Source organism: Sulfurirhabdus autotrophica (genome assembly GCF_004346685.1).
In the GTDB taxonomy this organism is placed as follows: Bacteria; Pseudomonadota; Gammaproteobacteria; order Burkholderiales; family SMCO01; genus Sulfurirhabdus; species Sulfurirhabdus autotrophica.
Genome location: NZ_SMCO01000002.1, coordinates 75,842 through 91,641, shown reverse-complemented (window position 1 = coordinate 91,641; position 15,800 = coordinate 75,842). Strand labels below are relative to the sequence as shown.

Annotated in this window: 17 protein-coding genes; 10 read left to right on the top strand and 7 right to left on the bottom strand. The window is 45.1% G+C overall.

Annotated features, from left to right (window positions below):
- Positions 1 to 422: 422 nt before the first annotated feature.
- The 3 genes from EDC63_RS04655 to pip all read right to left on the bottom strand — a co-directional run bounded on the left by EDC63_RS04655 (position 423) and on the right by pip (position 2,331).
- Positions 423 to 743 (bottom strand): CcdB family protein, encoded by a 321-nt coding sequence (locus EDC63_RS04655; protein WP_124948323.1) that lies wholly within the window; start codon positions 741 to 743, stop codon positions 423 to 425.
- Positions 743 to 994: a type II toxin-antitoxin system CcdA family antitoxin gene (locus EDC63_RS04650; protein WP_124948322.1), complete on the bottom strand. Its 252-nt coding sequence runs from the start codon at positions 992 to 994 to the stop codon at positions 743 to 745. The genes EDC63_RS04655 and EDC63_RS04650 overlap by 1 nt, the downstream gene beginning before the upstream one ends.
- 350 nt (positions 995 to 1,344) lie before the next feature.
- Positions 1,345 to 2,331, bottom strand: a complete 987-nt coding sequence (gene pip, locus EDC63_RS04645) for a prolyl aminopeptidase (RefSeq protein ID WP_124948321.1) — start codon at positions 2,329 to 2,331, stop codon at positions 1,345 to 1,347.
- Positions 2,332 to 2,457: 126 nt separating this feature from the next.
- Here pip and EDC63_RS04640 point away from each other — a divergent pair, with 126 nt between their 5' ends.
- Entirely contained in the window at positions 2,458 to 3,120 is a 663-nt protein-coding gene (locus tag EDC63_RS04640; protein ID WP_124948320.1) for a hypothetical protein, read from the top strand.
- 78 nt (positions 3,121 to 3,198) lie between these two features.
- On the opposite strand, the gene EDC63_RS04635 is transcribed toward EDC63_RS04640, so the two are convergent.
- Genes EDC63_RS04635 through EDC63_RS04625 form a run of 3 tightly spaced genes read right to left on the bottom strand, consistent with a single transcriptional unit; the run spans position 3,199 to position 5,374 of the window.
- A complete protein-coding gene (locus EDC63_RS04635; protein WP_124948319.1) occupies positions 3,199 to 4,116 on the bottom strand; it encodes an MYG1 family protein in 918 nt (305 codons plus the stop codon).
- A 47-nt stretch (positions 4,117 to 4,163) separates the two neighbouring features.
- Positions 4,164 to 4,400, bottom strand: coding sequence for a DUF2789 family protein (locus EDC63_RS04630; protein ID WP_124948318.1), 237 nt, complete (start codon positions 4,398 to 4,400; stop codon positions 4,164 to 4,166).
- Between the two features lie 17 nt (positions 4,401 to 4,417).
- On the bottom strand, positions 4,418 to 5,374 hold the full coding sequence (locus tag EDC63_RS04625) for an MBL fold metallo-hydrolase (RefSeq protein WP_124948317.1): 957 nt from the start codon (positions 5,372 to 5,374) through the stop codon (positions 4,418 to 4,420).
- Positions 5,375 to 5,552: 178 nt separating this feature from the next.
- Here EDC63_RS04625 and EDC63_RS04620 point away from each other — a divergent pair, with 178 nt between their 5' ends.
- The 9 genes from EDC63_RS04620 to EDC63_RS04580 all read left to right on the top strand — a co-directional run bounded on the left by EDC63_RS04620 (position 5,553) and on the right by EDC63_RS04580 (position 14,264).
- Entirely contained in the window at positions 5,553 to 6,059 is a 507-nt protein-coding gene (locus EDC63_RS04620) for a GyrI-like domain-containing protein (protein WP_124948316.1), read from the top strand.
- Positions 6,060 to 6,068: 9 nt separating this feature from the next.
- On the top strand, positions 6,069 to 7,001 hold the full coding sequence (locus tag EDC63_RS04615; protein ID WP_124948315.1) for a CobD/CbiB family protein: 933 nt from the start codon (positions 6,069 to 6,071) through the stop codon (positions 6,999 to 7,001).
- A 106-nt stretch (positions 7,002 to 7,107) separates the two neighbouring features.
- Positions 7,108 to 7,656 (top strand): inorganic diphosphatase, encoded by a 549-nt coding sequence (gene ppa / locus EDC63_RS04610; RefSeq protein ID WP_124948314.1) that lies wholly within the window; start codon positions 7,108 to 7,110, stop codon positions 7,654 to 7,656.
- Positions 7,657 to 7,746: 90 nt separating this feature from the next.
- Positions 7,747 to 8,328 (top strand): metallophosphoesterase family protein, encoded by a 582-nt coding sequence (locus EDC63_RS04605; RefSeq protein ID WP_124948313.1) that lies wholly within the window; start codon positions 7,747 to 7,749, stop codon positions 8,326 to 8,328.
- Positions 8,329 to 8,775: 447 nt separating this feature from the next.
- A complete protein-coding gene (locus tag EDC63_RS04600) occupies positions 8,776 to 10,062 on the top strand; it encodes a CoB--CoM heterodisulfide reductase iron-sulfur subunit A family protein (protein WP_124948312.1) in 1,287 nt (428 codons plus the stop codon).
- Between the two features lie 3 nt (positions 10,063 to 10,065).
- Positions 10,066 to 12,336: an FAD-dependent oxidoreductase gene (locus tag EDC63_RS04595; RefSeq protein ID WP_124948311.1), complete on the top strand. Its 2,271-nt coding sequence runs from the start codon at positions 10,066 to 10,068 to the stop codon at positions 12,334 to 12,336.
- A 9-nt stretch (positions 12,337 to 12,345) separates the two neighbouring features.
- On the top strand, positions 12,346 to 12,969 hold the full coding sequence (locus EDC63_RS04590) for a 4Fe-4S dicluster domain-containing protein (protein WP_124948310.1): 624 nt from the start codon (positions 12,346 to 12,348) through the stop codon (positions 12,967 to 12,969).
- A 13-nt stretch (positions 12,970 to 12,982) separates the two neighbouring features.
- Complete coding sequence (locus tag EDC63_RS04585; protein ID WP_124948309.1) at positions 12,983 to 13,885, top strand: CoB--CoM heterodisulfide reductase iron-sulfur subunit B family protein; 903 nt, start codon at positions 12,983 to 12,985, stop codon at positions 13,883 to 13,885.
- Between the two features lie 73 nt (positions 13,886 to 13,958).
- Positions 13,959 to 14,264, top strand: coding sequence for a hypothetical protein (locus EDC63_RS04580; protein WP_124948308.1), 306 nt, complete (start codon positions 13,959 to 13,961; stop codon positions 14,262 to 14,264).
- A gap of 68 nt (positions 14,265 to 14,332) precedes the next feature.
- On the opposite strand, the gene EDC63_RS04575 is transcribed toward EDC63_RS04580, so the two are convergent.
- Positions 14,333 to 15,580 (bottom strand): EAL and HDOD domain-containing protein, encoded by a 1,248-nt coding sequence (locus tag EDC63_RS04575; protein ID WP_124948307.1) that lies wholly within the window; start codon positions 15,578 to 15,580, stop codon positions 14,333 to 14,335.
- Positions 15,581 to 15,800: the final 220 nt, after the last annotated feature.

Below are 15,800 nucleotides of genomic sequence, written 5' to 3'. Positions count from 1 at the left end.
GCATGTTTAAAGTAAAAAAATCCAGGTCGATGCTTGAAATGAATATTCGAAGGAAGGGTTCGCTTCGGGAAGAGCGTGAATACCTGGATACATGAGCGCAGCGATATCATTATGGTAACGGGTTCACTCTTGCTCTTAGTTTTCGGCAATTCCTGATTAGATTGCTCACTTTGGAGCAGTTTACTCTAAAAGACAAACCGTCGCCGTCATAACTATAGCAATATTTATGATTTGCTTTTTGAATCGCCACATAGAGCAAGTCTAATTTGTCTGAAACTGTGCTCGTTAAAGCCTTGTAAACGCGGGCTGATGGGATGAATGGTTGAAATGCAAAGTTGAAGTTAAAATCGGAGGGGAAAGTTGCTGATATTGCTGTAAAAGCCGTGTCAATGAACATTGAGAAAATTTGTGTGACTAGGTTGTTATTTCCAAGCTCGGGTAAGTAACTCATCAAGTGCGTCCATGATGCTATTTCCTTCATTGGCAAGTGATTCCACAAACTCACCTAATTGTTCAACGGGTATTGATACAATCTCCAGAGGATGCAAAACCACAGCTATCTTCTCAATGGTGAAAGTGGGGTTAAAGCGCTTATCACTGATCAGTGATAACGAAGATTTGCGTACCAGAGGGATAACAACTCTTCGGCGGTAGCTATCGAAGAGTGATGATTGTACAAGCACGACAAATGGAATAGCTTCGCGGTTTTTCCCTATGTTCCGATGAACGTCGAATTGGGCCATCAGAGAGTCGAATAATCGTCTGCAAATGAACCGATTTTGGCGTTAAAATTATTCCAGCATGCAATGGTGGCTTCTACCGTTTTGGTTTTGGCCAGGCGTTGTTGACGTTCTTGTTCCAGAAAACTAGCCAACAGTGATTCAACAATGCCTGAAAGGTTATCGGTTATCTCTCGTGCTTGAAGTACCAAATCTTCATTGAGTGAAAGATTGACAGGGCGTTTGCGTGCTTGCAGGTTATAACTAGTTTTCATTGGGTGCCTCCAATGCGCATTGTATGCGCATTGGAGGGGCTTTACAAGCTTAGCAGTGAGTTGGAGAATGGATTTTAGGCACTTTTTGTTGGCACCGGCGTACCGCGCCGGCCGATTTGCAAAACAATGATTTCAGAGTTTTTGTGACTACTGTCGAGCACCGCGACAAACTTATCGTTCAGATAAAAATTTTGTTGAAGCAGCTTGCCCCTGACATGTAATGGTTGCTGTTCCGATGGATAGTTTTATATCAGGAACTATAGTTAATCTGAGGGCAAAGTTTTTTTCTTGGTACCTGCTTTAAACAAAATTCTGGTAATATTTTCTTGTCCATGCTTTCAAGCCCGTGATTATGTTTTACAAAATATCTCTTTAGAAACTCTTTTAAAACGCTCCGTAGCACCAACTAATTCCGCAAGCGTATTCGGTTCCATTGCTGAGTGCCCAGAGTTTGGCACGATAATATACTCTGCTTCTAGCCATGCCTGATGTAATTCATCGGCAGTGACAATAGGGCAGACCACATCATATCTTCCTTGAACGATCACCGCAGGGATTTTCCGTAACTGATCTACACTTTCCAATAACGCATTTTTGGGCATAAAAATGTTGTTTTTGAAATAATGGGCTTCAATGCGCGCCATGCCCAGTGCCAAATTATCTTCACCAAATCTGGCAACCGTTTCGGGGCTGGGTAAAAGTGTGGAGCACGAACCTTCGTAGATGCTCCAACGGTGCGCTGCTGGCATATGAATAGCTGGATCTGGATCAATTAGACGTTTGTAATAAGCTTCAAGCAGGTCGCTACGTTCAGCTTCTGGAATGAATTCTGCAAATTGTCGCCATGGTTCTGGGAACAGGTTGCGGATGCCATATAAAAACCAGTCGATCTCGCTTTGTCTGCATAGAAAAATACCTCGCAGAATTAATCCAAGGCAACGCTGTGGATGTGCTTCTGCGTAGGCTATAGCTAAAGTGCTGCCCCACGACCCGCCAAATACAAGCCACTTTTCCACACCTAAATAGTTACGTAGGGTTTCAATGTCTGCAATCAGGTTGGGTGTAGTATTGGCGCGCAACTCGCCGTGAGGGATGGATTTCCCCGCGCCGCGCTGATCAAACAGAATGATGCGGTAATAGGCGGGGTCGAAAAAACGCCGTAATTGAGGGTTGGTGCCGGCACCGGGTCCTCCATGCAGTAGAACTACCGGGACACCGGCGGGGTTGCCGGATTCTTCCCAGTAAAGTGTATGAATTTCGTCTACAGGCAGCATACCTGTCAGATTGGGTTCAATATTGGGGTAAAGCGTTGTGCGGAGGTCATTTGAAGCACGCATGGTTTATTCTCAATTTAAGGCTGGACGAAGCCGACAGGTCATTAAATGTTGTTCATCTTAATCATTTCTGGTTGTGAGCGTCCATAATTAGAATGTCGGAAATTTATTCTCAGTTGGGGTGTACACATGCTTAAATTAGTGAAATTGCTACTATCCGTATCGTTGTTTATGACCAGTATTACAGCATTTTCAGATACTCGTACCGATGTGGGTGTTTCAATTGGAAATGGCGGAATTAGCAATTTTTACCTTGCCATTGGTGAGTATTATCGCGTTCCTGAAAGGGAAGTGGTATTTATCCGTGAGCGACGAATCCCTGACTATGATATCCCTGTGGTGCTGTTTTTGGCTGAAAGGGCGCGTGTAGAGCCTGAGGTGATTATTGATTACCGTTTGCGCGGACGCAGCTGGATGGATATTACGCTGCACTTTGGTCTTGACCCTCAAATTTACTATGTGCCTGTCAGGGAAGTATATGGTCCTCCTTACGGCCATGCCTATGGCCATTACAAAAATAAAAACAAAAGAAAAATCAGGCTGGATGATGATGACGTAGTCAATATGGTTAACTTGCGTTTCATTTCTGAGCGTTATGGCTATGCGCCTGAAGAGGTGATGCGGATGCGATCCCGTGGTGATAATTTTATTGTGATTAACGAAGATGTGCGCCGTAGTAAAAAAGACAAGTATTATGATAAGAGGGACAAGGAATGGGATAAGCGTGAGCGTAAAGAAATGAAAGAGCGCAATAAAGAGTGGAAGCACCAAGGAAAGGGGCGGGATGATTAGCGCTTTATTTAATGGAGTGAATGTCAGTATGTAGAAGTATTTACCAGACCGCAGGGTGGTCTGGTAAATAGCAAAAGTTTATTCCTGTAAAGCCAATTTCGCCATTTCCATTGCCCCTTCTTTGGTTTTGTTTCCGGCTACGAAGCGTGCCCTGTGACAAAAAATGCAGCCTTTAATGCCTGTGACATCATCCAGCTTTTCATCGTCCAGCCCGGCCCAAGCTAAAGGCAGCGGCTTGCGGTTGCCGAAGCTTCCTGGATAATCTGGCACGGTATTTACATGCCATTTTGCCTGGGAATCAGGGGAAACAACAAACAGCAGGTGTTCATAAGCCGGAGAGCTTAATACAATTTCTTTCCAAGGCAGATCGGTATCCAGCACCAGTATCTGGCTGTCTTCAAGCAGGGTGCCTTGCGCCACAATGGCACGTGCTTTTTCAAATCCTTTTGCTTCCGCAATTGCGTTTTCCAGAACTGTTTTAGCCAGGCTAACCGCACGTTCAAAAGCTGCAAGTCTGGCTTCAGCTGAAGCGTCATCCTGCCAGCCGGGATTGAAGCCCCCGATGACTGAAGATATAGACATGATTGTTACAGGCGGGGTTTCTTTGCATAAAGTAACTCCACAATCTATCGCATCAACACCCTGTACCAGCCAGCGATCTACCCTGGCTGCTGCAGCTGTTGAGCCGCATAGCGCCTCTCCCAACTCTTGCCATACCAGGCCAAAAGAACTGAATGGAATGCCGTTTTCTCGCGCTTCCTTGAACTCCAGTTGATGGTGGTCGAAATGGCATGTTGCAGGGTCAAAAACGCGTCCTACATCGAACAAAATATCTGCAGCATCCAGTTCTGCCTGATCGCGCGTGCGTTGGATGGTTAGGGTCGGATTGACAAGGCGTAGCGCAGCCGCAGCCAGCACTTCGTCAGCATGAAAAGAACCGGAGTGGGTAGCTGCAACGATATCTGAACGTTGAAGGGTAGTGTATAAATTAGACATTTGATCTCTTGTAATGAATTCGTTTGTTTTATGGGGGGGGCAAGGTATTAGGGTTTGTGCAGGAGGTTACTCATTTCATCCACAATTTCAGACCAGTCAGCGTCCTGCTCAAGCGCTTCTTTGAGAAAAGTGGCTTGTGAAGGAGTCCAGAAAGGTTCAGCCCAAATTGGCCCTGCTCTATTCAGAAGATTGTGCGATTGAATGAAAGCTTCAATGGCCGCTGTATCATTACTTAATCCGAGTTGCTCAAATAGCGTGCCAAGTGTTTTTTTGCTCACATCCATGGTTGCCTCCTTGAAGTTTATTTTACTTTCAATGATTCTTTTTCCATCAATAGATAGGTGTTGTAGGCATTAGATCGGTTGGCTGCCTCAAAGGCGGGCAATTTTTCATATTTTTTCCAACTGGTATGTGTATAGGCATCATCGAATGTTTCGAAGTTCTCTACGGCTTTGCCCATGGTTTGTCTGAGGTAAGTAAGGTAATCGCGGGTTAAGGTCATATCCTTGACAGGTGTGTTGGAAGCGGCGCCATGACCGGGGATCAGAAACTTCGGTTTGATAGCAATCAGCTTATCAAGGGCAGCCAGCCAGGCTTTGCTATCTGCATTGCCAACGTAAGGCACGCGCCCCTTGAATACAATGTCACCGGAGTATAGTACGCCGTCTTCTTTCACATACATTGCCATGTCTTCCGGAGAATGAGCTGGTCCTATGTATCGGAGTTGAAAGTGCAAACCGCCCATTTCAAAGTCAGTATCGCCATCCAGCCACTTGTCTGCGGGCAATAGTTTGGTGTTTTCATCTACCCAGGGGAATAGTTCTTCGCGTCTTTGAGTTAAGCGCAATGGTGCCTCTTCTGAATTGAGGTATAGCTTGCCAAGCTTATGCGCCCAGATTTCTGCTCCTAAGGCTTTAAATGCTTGTAAACCATAAATGTGGTCTGCATGGTAATGGCTTACGATGACACGTTTGATTGGCAATTTTGTGATTTTCCCAATGGCCTTTATCAGTTCCTTACCGAGCGGAGGAGAGCCTAATGTATCAAAAACTACAACACTATTATCAGTAATGACGAAACCTGCATTAGACATATATCCCTGGTTAGCTGAAGATGCTGCACCGGGTAATCCCTGGACATAGTAAGAATGATTGCCAACTTTGACAGGAGTAACCTTGACTGAAACGCTGCTCAGGTTATCCGCAAAAGTGGGAAAACCAATAAAAATCAATAAGAAAAGAAAGAAAGAGCGTTGCATGTATGCCTCTTGTAAAGATGGTTAAACTGGATTGGCGCTTATTACTTTGTTTATCATTATAGAATAAGCTGACTTCTCATGAGCGTGAAATCCATCGTTACAGCGCCAGCGCTATGTGGGACAATGCTTGTTTGAATATGTTATCTTCTGAATTTGGTTTGAAGGGTTGGGCGTTTCGTTGAAGAAAAATTGGATTTATTTTGTATTGTTTTTTATTGGGCCGATCATTATCGTTTTCTGGATGATGGGCGCGTTTAATTCGGCTACCGTTGAAATTACGCAGAGAGGCCCCTACCATTATGCGTATCTTGAACATATTGGAAGGTACGACAAATTAATAGACAAGCAGAATCGTGTTTATCAGATATTAAAGGAACAAAATATCACGGCCCATGCTCCGATTTCTGTTTTGCAGAACGACCCTGAAATAACACCCAAAAAGGATCTCCATTCTCAGGCTGGGTATATACTTGAATCAGGTGCTCAGGCTCGTGAGCCTTTGCTGATGGCAGATATTCCTGCACGTCGTGTACTGGTGGTTAATGTTAAAGCGAATCCTGTTATAGCACCCAGTATCGCTTACAAAGCTTTAGCGGAATATTTGAAATCCCATCAAATGAAACTGGTATTGCCGACCGTGGAGATATACCAGAATAAGGGACTGACTGTTGAAATGGATATTTAAGGGATACCAATGAGTTTTCTGTCTTTGATCGCGGCCCTGCTGGTAGAGCACTTTTACCCGCTGAATAGCCGTTTACAGATTTATCATTTGTTTACGCGCTATACTAATTTTCTGGAACTGCAGTTTAATGCTGAACAGCATAAACACGGCATGATCGCCTGGATTCTGGCAGCTCTGCCACCCGTAATCATTGTCACTGTTATTTACTTCCTGCTCTTTTCGATCAGCCCGTTTCTTGCATGGGCCTGGAATGCAGTTGTGCTGTATGCCACCATGGGATTTAAATATTTCAGCAATATCAATGCTGCTATTGCTGAAGCATTAAAAAATAATGATGTTGAACAGGCACGCAGCCAGTTAGCCAAGTGGACAGGCAAAGACGCTGGCGAATTGAGCGAGGGCGAGATAGCTCGGCTCTGTATTGAGCAGGTGTTTATTTGCTCTCACCGACAAATATTCGGAGCAATTGCCTGGTTTGTTGTGCTGAGCCCACTTGGGCCGATGGGAGCAGTTTTATATCGGATAACGTCCATACTGGTTCGCAAATGGGGTGATATGTCGGTCAATGATCTGGGTGAATTCGGCAAATTTGCTACGCGAATTTTTGATTGGATGGATTGGGTGCCATCGCGGCTCACTGCCATCAGTTTTGCCATAGTAGGTGACTTTGAAGATGCCGTGTATTGCTGGCGTAGCCAGGCAGCGCTATGGATGCATAAAACCCAGGGGATTCTTCTGGCTAGCGGAGCCGGTGCGCTGGGTGTGAAATTGGGTGATCCAATTCATCAGAATGGTGAGCTTGTGTTTCGCCCAGAGCTAGGGGTGGGTGAAGATGCGGACTTTGATTACATGCACAGTGCAGTGAGCCTTGTCTGGCGTACGCTAGTGCTATGGCTGGTTGTGCTGCTTTTACTGCATCTGGCGAAGCTCATGGGCAACTAATCACGTTGTCGCTGTAAGAAAGTGCTATGAATTCAAGCAGGTATGATTTGCTGATTTTTGGTATAATTCCCCGTTTTGTCTAATATACCATTTGAGGTTAAGTGTAATGAATCTTGACAGAGTCACTTCAGGGCGCGATCTGCCCAATGATTTCAACGTAATTATTGAAATCCCCATGCACGGCGATCCAATCAAATACGAAGTGGATAAGGAAACTGGCGCGATGTTTGTTGACCGTTTCATGAGCACAGCCATGCACTATCCATGCAATTATGGTTATATTCCTCATACCTTGTCTGAAGATGGCGACCCGGTAGATGTGCTGGTCATTACCCCAGTAGCGTTGATCACTGGTGTGGTAGTACGCTGCCGTCCCGTTGGTATGCTCAAAATGACTGACGAAGCAGGGGTGGATGCCAAACTGATCGCGGTGCCAGTCGACAAGTTATGCTCGATCTACAAAGATGTGAAGTCACCCGAAGATGTTTCACCACTTTTGCTTTCACAAATTTCCCATTTCTTTGAACACTACAAAGACCTTGAGCCAAATAAATGGGTAAAGGTTGAAGGTTGGGTAGGGGCAGAAGAAGCAAAAGTAGAAATTATGGCTGGTGTTGACCGTTACAAGAATGCTGATGAAAAACCAATGTTCTAAAGTGGTTAGCTGGTTAGCTAGTTACTCGGGTAAATGGTTTTGAGTTACTTTGAATTTGTTGAAAACTTTTAAATCTGCACGGTGGGAACAATGAAAATTTGCGTACTATCAGATAGTCACGATAATCGCCGCTTAATGGTTGCTGCTGCGGTAGAGGCAAAAGCACATGGTGCTGAAGTAATATTGCATTGCGGTGATGTAGTGGCACCAAGTTCCTTGCTGGGACTGAAAAAAGTTGGCCTGCCAATTCATGTTATTCACGGTAACAACACGGGTGACCTGTTCATGATGCACAAAGTTGCTCATGAATCGAACGGTCTGATTCATTACTATGGGCAGGACACGGGTATTGTCCTCGGTGGACGCAATATTTTCATCGTACATTACCCGCATTACGCACGCGCCATGGCATGTACCGGAGATTGGGATCTGGTGTGCTGCGGGCACGATCACCGTGCCGAAATTTCCTTAGTACCTACTATCAAAGGTGGCAAGACATTGATGGTTAATCCCGGCACAGTAGCGGGTTTGGGTGCGCCGCCAACTTACGTGCTTGGTGATTTAGAGACGATGGAGTTTTCAGTATTTGATGTTCCGGCAGATGCTGAAGTAGCGAATGCTGGATCTTCAACTTCTGAAAGATCCCCAGAGGCTTCAACAACCAACTCCTGAAATTTGTACGCTTTAAATATTTCTAGAGCGTATTTTCAAGCTGCAATTGCATCGGATTTTAAAATCATGGTGCAGTTGCTTCCTCCTGAAATATAAACTCCCTGAAGTACCATCTCTATTTTTATCGCCTATTCACTTTAGGTTTTATCTAGTAGTAATTTCAATATTTGGTTTTGCTTATTTACTGCTTGAATATACTTTTTCTATTCGCGCATAAGAAGATTCAATCGTCAAATACCTTCCTCACTGTGGCTTGGCCTGTGTTTTCAGAGTAATATTCAGTGATGTCTATAAACGGATTTGATCATCCTGAACGCTTGGATATTTGGTGCGTTCATCGTATTCAAGCGCTTTGGCGATCAAGTTTAAAAATAATCAAATGATTTCATTTTGGTCCTGGCTAAAGAGCAGGAACTGCAATAAATCGGTACTTTTGGAGGAGGCCTGATGACAGAAGTAGTGGCAACCAACGAGACCATTCTGGTCGTGGGTGGCGGCATTAGCGGCATGACTGCAGCACTGGAAGCTGCGGAATGCGGTAAAAATGTTGTCCTGGTAGAAAAAAATCCCAGTTTGGGCGGAAGGGTTTCTCAACTCTATCGATACTTTCCCAAACTGTGCCATCCTACTTGCGGGATGGAAATCAACCTGCGACGCTTAAAAGGGAATAAGCGTATTCGCGTCCTGACGATGGCGGAAGTAACCGAAATTACAGGTTCAAAAGGAGATTACACTGCCAGCATCAAGTTGACCCCACGGTATGTCAATGATAACTGTACCGCTTGCGGTGAATGCGGTAAGGCTGTGGAAACCGAAGTGCCAGACCCGTTTAATTATAATCTCAGCAAAGTGAAAGCAGCTTATCTGCCGCACTTGATGGCTTATCCACAACGTTATGTGCTGGATCCTTCCATCGTTGGTTCAGCCGATGGTGAAAAAGCGAAAGCAGCGTGTAAATACGATGCAATTGAACTGGATATGCAGGAAGAGACAGTTCAAATCAAAGCGGGCGCAGTAATATGGGCAACAGGTTGGAAGCCATACGATGCAGGCAAAATTCAACCTTACGGCTATGATCGTTTTTCAAATGTGATTACCAGTGTTGAATTCGAACGTTTATCAGATCCTCATGGCCCCACGGGCGGCAAGATACTGCGACCATCTGATGGTAAAGAAGCCAAAAACGTTGCTTTTATTCAATGTGCGGGATCGCGTGATGAAAACCATTTGCGCCATTGTTCACGTATTTGTTGCATGGCCTCGCTGAAGCAGACAAATTATGTTCGTGAAGCGTTTGGTGAAGAAGGTAAATCAACCATTTATTACATTGATATTCGCGCAATTGATCGTTTTGAAGATTTCTATCAGAAAGTTCAGGCTGATAAAACCGTCAGCTTTATCAAATCAAAAGTAGCCAAGGCAATGCAAGATGAAAAAACCGGTGATGTAGTGCTACACGGTGTAGATACCGAAGGGTATCACCGTTATGCAAACGCACATGATCTGGTGGTGCTGGCTGTCGGAATGGAACCTAGTGTCAAAGGGGCAAATATCCCTGCAGAAATTGTGGCTGATTCGAGTGGTTTTATCGAAGCTGATGAATCTAATGGTGGGTTGTTTGGCGCAGGATGTGCATCAAACCCTCTGGATGTAAATCGGTCAGTCCAGTCTGCAACCGCGAGTGCTTTACGCGCTATCCAAGTGATTAACAAAGTAGCCAGGGTGGAGGGATAAGTCATGGCAGAAACGAAATTAGCAGCCTATATTTGTCAAGGCTGCGGATTAGGCGAGCGCCTTGATACCGCTGAATTAGCAAAGGTCGCACAAAAAGAAGGTAAAGTACCATTGGTGAAAGAGCACGAGTTTTTGTGCAATGCTGCTGGTGTTCAAATGATCCGTGATGATATTACCAACGAAGGGGTGACTCACGTTGTGATAGGTGCATGCTCACGTCGTGCCAAAACCGAGGCTTTTGGATTTACAGATGTGGCTGTATCGCGTGCCAATTTGCGTGAAGGTGTGATCTGGACTCAGCCAGATACAGTTGAAGCGCGTGAAAAAACACAGGAAATGGCTGCAGATTATATTCGTATGGGCTGCGCTGAAGTGAAAAAAATGGTCTTGCCAACAGGCAACCCAAACGCGGCTACCAATATGAAGATGCTGGTGGTTGGCGGTGGCATATCAGGTATGACTGCTGCGCTTGAGGCATCCAAAGCGGGTTATAAAGTGGTTATCGTAGAAAAGTCCCCGCAACTGGGTGGCTGGATGGCGCAATTGTATAAGCGTGTACCGTCCCATAGCCCTTATTCAGATCCGGTTGATACCGGCGTCGAAGAATTGGCTGCTGCGGTGCAAGGGGATGCGAATATCAAGGTTTACCTCAACGCGATAACCAGCAAAACAAGTGGCGCGCCAGGTAAATTTGTCGTGGAAATTACCCCTGAAAGTGCGGCTGCGATAACTGAAGAAGTTGGGGCGATTGTTCAAGCTACCGGCTTCACACCTTACGATGCGAATAATCTTCCAGAGCTTGGCTACGGCAAGAGTAAAAATGTGGTTGATCAGGCTGGACTGGAAGCATTGGCTAAAGCCGCTAATGGGGGGGTAATCAAACGCCCTTCCGATGGTGGTGAAGTGAAGAGCGTCGTGTTTGTGCAATGTGCTGGTCAGCGCGATGACACAGGCAAACATCTGCCTTACTGTTCAGGCAACTGCTGTAATACCAGCATCAAGCAAGCAATGTATTTTAAAGATGCGAATCCGGATATTGATACAGTCGTTATTTTTGATGATCTGCGTACACCCGGCAACGGCGAAGACTTTTATCGCAGCGCTCAGCAAAAGGGTGTGACCTTTACTAAAGGTAAGGTTTCTACAGTAGATGCCACAGGCAATACCTGCAAAGTAAACTTCCATGATTTGATTCTGGGTGATGAAAATGCAGCCATAGTTGATGCTGACCTGGTTGTGCTTGCAACAGGCCAAGTAGCAAATTCTGGTGTGGATACTGAAGCACGGCTGAGGGCCGAAGCAGCTTCTTTGGCAGGTGATGATGCCTTGTTAACGGCACTGGATGCTCAGGAATCGCAAGAAGGGAAAAAGATTTCTATTCTTAACCTGACCTACCGCCAAGGCCCTGATCTGCCGCAGTTGAAATATGGTTTTAACGATTCGCATTTTATTTGCTTCCCATACGAAACCCGCCGAACCGGTATTTATGCTGCTGGCCCGGTGCGTCGTCCGATGGATATCGCCCAGGCGGTAGAAGATGCGACAGGCGCGGCAATGAAAGCCATTCAGGCAATGGAAAATGCGGCAGTCGGTAGTGCCGCGCATCCTCGCTCAGGTGATTTGTCCTACCCTAGCTTCCGTATGGAAGGTTGCACGCAATGTAAACGCTGTACAGTTGAATGTCCATTTGGTGCCATTGACGAAGACGAAAAACGTTATCCATTGTTTAACGAGTCACGTTGCCGCCGTTGTGGAACGTGTATGGGAGCGTGCCCGGTTCGAGTGATCTCGTTTGAAAACTACTCTGTAGATACCGTGGGTTCTCAGATCAAGGCAGTGGAAGTGCCGGATGAGTTTTCTGAAAAGTTGCGTATTTTGATTCTGGCATGTGAAAACGATGCCTATCCTGCACTGGATATGGCGGCGATGAACAAGCAGTTATACAGTTCTTTTGTCCGGATTATTCCAGTACGTTGTCTGGGTTCGGTCAATACAATCTGGATTACTGACGCGTTGAATAATGGATATGATGGCGTAATGATGATGGGGTGCAAACATGGCGATGACTATCAGTGTCATTTTGTAAAAGGTTCAGAATTAGCTAATTACCGCATGAGTAAAGTTGATGACACTCTGAAAGGGATGGGGTTGGAACCTGAACGTGTGCAAACCTTTGAAGCTGCTATTACAGATATAGAGCGGTTACCACGATTAATCAATGAGTACGCGGCTAAGATCGAAGAGATCGGCATGAGCCCGTTCAAAGGCTTCTAGGAGACGAGAATGAGTGATGCAAATACACAAGCAGTTGAAAAGTACCGCAATAACTTTCTGAAAGAGGTATCCGAGCGAGTTGAAGAAGGTGACTGGGTAAAGATGTGCATGCAGTGCGGTGTATGTTCCGGCTCTTGCCCGCTTGGCTCAGCCTGGGCACATCCCCCACAGGAAATTTTCATGATGATTCGTGCAGGTAAGCGCGAAGAAGTGCTTACCTCTGACTCTATGTGGATGTGTACTTCGTGCTACAACTGTATCGTACGATGCCCACGGAAATTGCCGATCACCCACATCATGCACGGTTTGGCAAATTATGCTCACCGTTTGGGATTGGCTCCAAAGAACCAACCTACCCGGGTATTGGGCACGTTGTTCTGGAATAACGCTATTCAGAATGGCCGTATCAATGAGTTGAAGTTTTCTCTGGCACTGTACTTCAAGGACGGATTCTCTCAGGGCATAAAAAACGCATTGGCGATGAAAGATGCTGGCTTGGGCTTGCTTAAAGCCAAGCGATTAAATCCATTTGAAATTTTTGGCGGGCACGGATGCAAAGGCAAAAAAGGTATTCATGCAATGTTGAAGAAGGCGCAGGAAATTGAAGCGCGTCGTAAGAATTTCACCGCCTGAGGAGATATAGAATATGGCAAAGAAAGAATACGCATTTTACCCAGGGTGTTCATCACAGAAAGGGGCGTCGGCTTCTAATTACCTGACTTCGGTTAACGCCATGTGCGAGACACTGGATATTAAGTTGACAGAAATTCCTGACTGGAATTGCTGTGGCGCATCCATTGGCTATGCAGAAGGCGGTGAGTTGCCTCGTCACGTTATGAATGCACGTAATTTTGCTTTGGCGGAAGACAATTTGCCAGGTCAGCAAATCGTAGCAACATGCGCTGCATGCTGGCTAGGTGCTCGCGAAACCAAAGAGCGTCTGGATGCCAGTTCACAACTCATGGCTGATACCAATGAAGCTTTGAAAGAAGCAGGTCTCAACTACAAAGGTGGCGCAGATGTACGTCATATGGTTGAAGTGCTGATTGAGGATTTCGGTTACGATGAACTCAAAAAACCAGTGGTGAAGTCATTAGAAGGCATCAAGTTTGCAGGATACGTAGGTTGTCAAACTAACCGCCCATTTGGTATTGATGGCGAGTCATTCGAGAATCCGGTTTATCTGGATAAGCTGGTTGAAATGGTTGGGGGGGAAGCGATAGCTGCCTATGATCAGAAAGTGACTTGTTGTGGTGGTGCATTGGCATTTTCCGAACCAGAAAAGAGTCAGAAGCAGATCAAGGACATTGTTGAATCTGCCTATGATCATGGCGCAGAAATGATCGTGACACCTTGTCCGCTTTGCCAGGCTAACGTAGAAATTTACCAGAGTGACGTCAATAAGCGCTATGGCACCAAGTTCAATATCCCGGTGCTATACTACAGTCAACTCATGACCGTAGCTTATGGTGGTTCTGCAAAACAAGCCGGTTTGGATGGACAGCTTATCAAGGCTAGCAAACTGGAACAAATTGCATCTAAGAAATAACCATTTTTACTAATGGTCTTTTATTGCAGGGGCTTAACGCCCCTGTTTTTATTACATCTTACGGAACGTTTTTATGAAAGCACCCAAGACACTGGATGAGTATATCGATCTTGTCCATCAAGCGGTTTATGAAGTAGATGAATTGCGCGCTTGTATCGAAGATGATATGGAAGAAATGGAAGCGAGTCTTCCCTTTATTGATCCACTGGACCATCAATTACGTGCGCTCTACGATAGCATGATCAGTAAACAGTATAGCTTTCCTTCAGATATTGATTTACCGTATATGTCTATAGTGAGGATGTATGGCCCGGCGATTCCGTTCAAGCGACTGCTGGAGGTGATTAATACCACGCACCGTAACGGACTGGATGCTTGATTCTGTAAGATCAGGTCAGCCAAGAATTGAATTTCTGGTTGACCTGAAAACAGGTTATTTAGTCTGACTTAACTTAGTTTGCGCGCCCACTCAATGGCGGCTAAATGATGGGCGGTAACTTCATTTAAATTAATTGCCAGGGTGTTGCAAAGCGTCTTGGCTGTTTGAATGTCATTTTTTTCAAAGCAAAGGACAAGCGCCAAATAAGGGGCGTAGGTTCCCTGGTTCGTAAGCAGTGCTTGCGTTACGTCTTCTGGTAAATTGAGATTGGCCAGCACTTGCTCTAACGGTATGCCAGTTAGCGCATCGATCATTGAGAAAACGCCCGTTATAAACAAACGGTCACCATCTTTCTTGGTTAGCGAATGCTGGCCTAATAGTTCCATCATTCGTCCACGAATAAGTGCAGTATTGAGTAAAACGCGCTGACCAGCATGGATATCTGTGCCGGCAAAAATCAACAGGCTCAACCAGCGCCACAAAAAGTCATAACCCATCATCATGAGGGCGCTACGTATGGATTCAACCTTGTATGGCATGCCAAATCCGGCTGAATTCAGATAGCAAAGCAAGCTGTAACATAACGCTACATCGTGCTTGAATGACTCTTCAATGACATTGAATTCTGCCTCACTCATAACAAGATTAAATAGCTGCATGATACGCATAGTAGATGGGTCCATGCGTTTCATGGTTTGTGTCTCAGGAGGGGCTAAGTTAGTGCTTTGAAATAAATTGAAAAGGGGTTCCTTTTCATGAAGCTCCTTGAATTCCTGATAACCTTGAATATTTCTGATAATACGTTGAATTGGCAGGTGCTGGATTTGTCTGATTTCTCTTGAAATGGTTTCGAGCGAATTGTTCTGAATGTCGTAGGAAGCATAAGATGCCATTTTGAATAGTGGCAGCAGCTCGGGACTAAAAGAGAAGTTATGCAGTGAAAACCGATATTTTTTTTCCTTTAAATTTTTCAGGGTGGCAAGCAGCTCGGTAATTCTGATGTTGGAAGGGTAAATTTCCAGAACGATATTGTCGGGTGGTAACAGATCAAGAAAATCACTGACCAGCGCATCAATTGAAACAGGGATGAAAGCCAGTTTGTTGGACAAAACCTGGCGGATTCCAAAATTATTGTAAGTGTTGGCAATCAGTCGAGCGCTGGATCGAAGCGTATTTGGAGGAGATTCCTGGTTGGAAGGATCTTCCAGAAACAGTAACTGGTAACCAATAATTTTCTCGGATGCATCGAAAATAGGTTGCCTGGAAATGAAAATAAACTCATTCACTGAACTGTTATCCGATGTGTTTTCAGGCATTGAAATAGTATTGGGTGATAGGTTAGTCAATTTACGCTTGTGCCTCTTAGTGTTAAGTATTGGCTACTGTGATTAAAGTTGCTCAATCTAGGCTTCGATTAACATCTCAGGATATTGCGTATGCATGTTTTGTGTAAAAATAGCATGGAGCTGGAAGCAAGGCAATTGCAGCCGTAAATTGTAAATAAATATTATTGATAAATTCGCACTAATTTGGTGC

What these genes read in the sequence shown, in the direction of transcription:
- EDC63_RS04655 (WP_124948323.1), bottom strand. Translation starts at nt 743, where the DNA reads ATGGCCCAATTCGACGTTCATCGGAACATAGGGAAAAACCGCGAAGCT.
- EDC63_RS04650 (WP_124948322.1), bottom strand. Translation starts at nt 994, where the DNA reads ATGAAAACTAGTTATAACCTGCAAGCACGCAAACGCCCTGTCAATCTT.
- pip (WP_124948321.1), bottom strand. Translation starts at nt 2,331, where the DNA reads ATGCGTGCTTCAAATGACCTCCGCACAACGCTTTACCCCAATATTGAA.
- EDC63_RS04640 (WP_124948320.1), top strand. Translation starts at nt 2,458, where the DNA reads ATGCTTAAATTAGTGAAATTGCTACTATCCGTATCGTTGTTTATGACC.
- EDC63_RS04635 (WP_124948319.1), bottom strand. Translation starts at nt 4,116, where the DNA reads ATGTCTAATTTATACACTACCCTTCAACGTTCAGATATCGTTGCAGCT.
- EDC63_RS04630 (WP_124948318.1), bottom strand. Translation starts at nt 4,400, where the DNA reads ATGGATGTGAGCAAAAAAACACTTGGCACGCTATTTGAGCAACTCGGA.
- EDC63_RS04625 (WP_124948317.1), bottom strand. Translation starts at nt 5,374, where the DNA reads ATGCAACGCTCTTTCTTTCTTTTCTTATTGATTTTTATTGGTTTTCCC.
- EDC63_RS04615 (WP_124948315.1), top strand. Translation starts at nt 6,069, where the DNA reads ATGAGTTTTCTGTCTTTGATCGCGGCCCTGCTGGTAGAGCACTTTTAC.
- ppa (WP_124948314.1), top strand. Translation starts at nt 7,108, where the DNA reads ATGAATCTTGACAGAGTCACTTCAGGGCGCGATCTGCCCAATGATTTC.
- EDC63_RS04605 (WP_124948313.1), top strand. Translation starts at nt 7,747, where the DNA reads ATGAAAATTTGCGTACTATCAGATAGTCACGATAATCGCCGCTTAATG.
- EDC63_RS04600 (WP_124948312.1), top strand. Translation starts at nt 8,776, where the DNA reads ATGACAGAAGTAGTGGCAACCAACGAGACCATTCTGGTCGTGGGTGGC.
- EDC63_RS04595 (WP_124948311.1), top strand. Translation starts at nt 10,066, where the DNA reads ATGGCAGAAACGAAATTAGCAGCCTATATTTGTCAAGGCTGCGGATTA.
- EDC63_RS04590 (WP_124948310.1), top strand. Translation starts at nt 12,346, where the DNA reads ATGAGTGATGCAAATACACAAGCAGTTGAAAAGTACCGCAATAACTTT.
- EDC63_RS04585 (WP_124948309.1), top strand. Translation starts at nt 12,983, where the DNA reads ATGGCAAAGAAAGAATACGCATTTTACCCAGGGTGTTCATCACAGAAA.
- EDC63_RS04580 (WP_124948308.1), top strand. Translation starts at nt 13,959, where the DNA reads ATGAAAGCACCCAAGACACTGGATGAGTATATCGATCTTGTCCATCAA.
- EDC63_RS04575 (WP_124948307.1), bottom strand. Translation starts at nt 15,580, where the DNA reads ATGCCTGAAAACACATCGGATAACAGTTCAGTGAATGAGTTTATTTTC.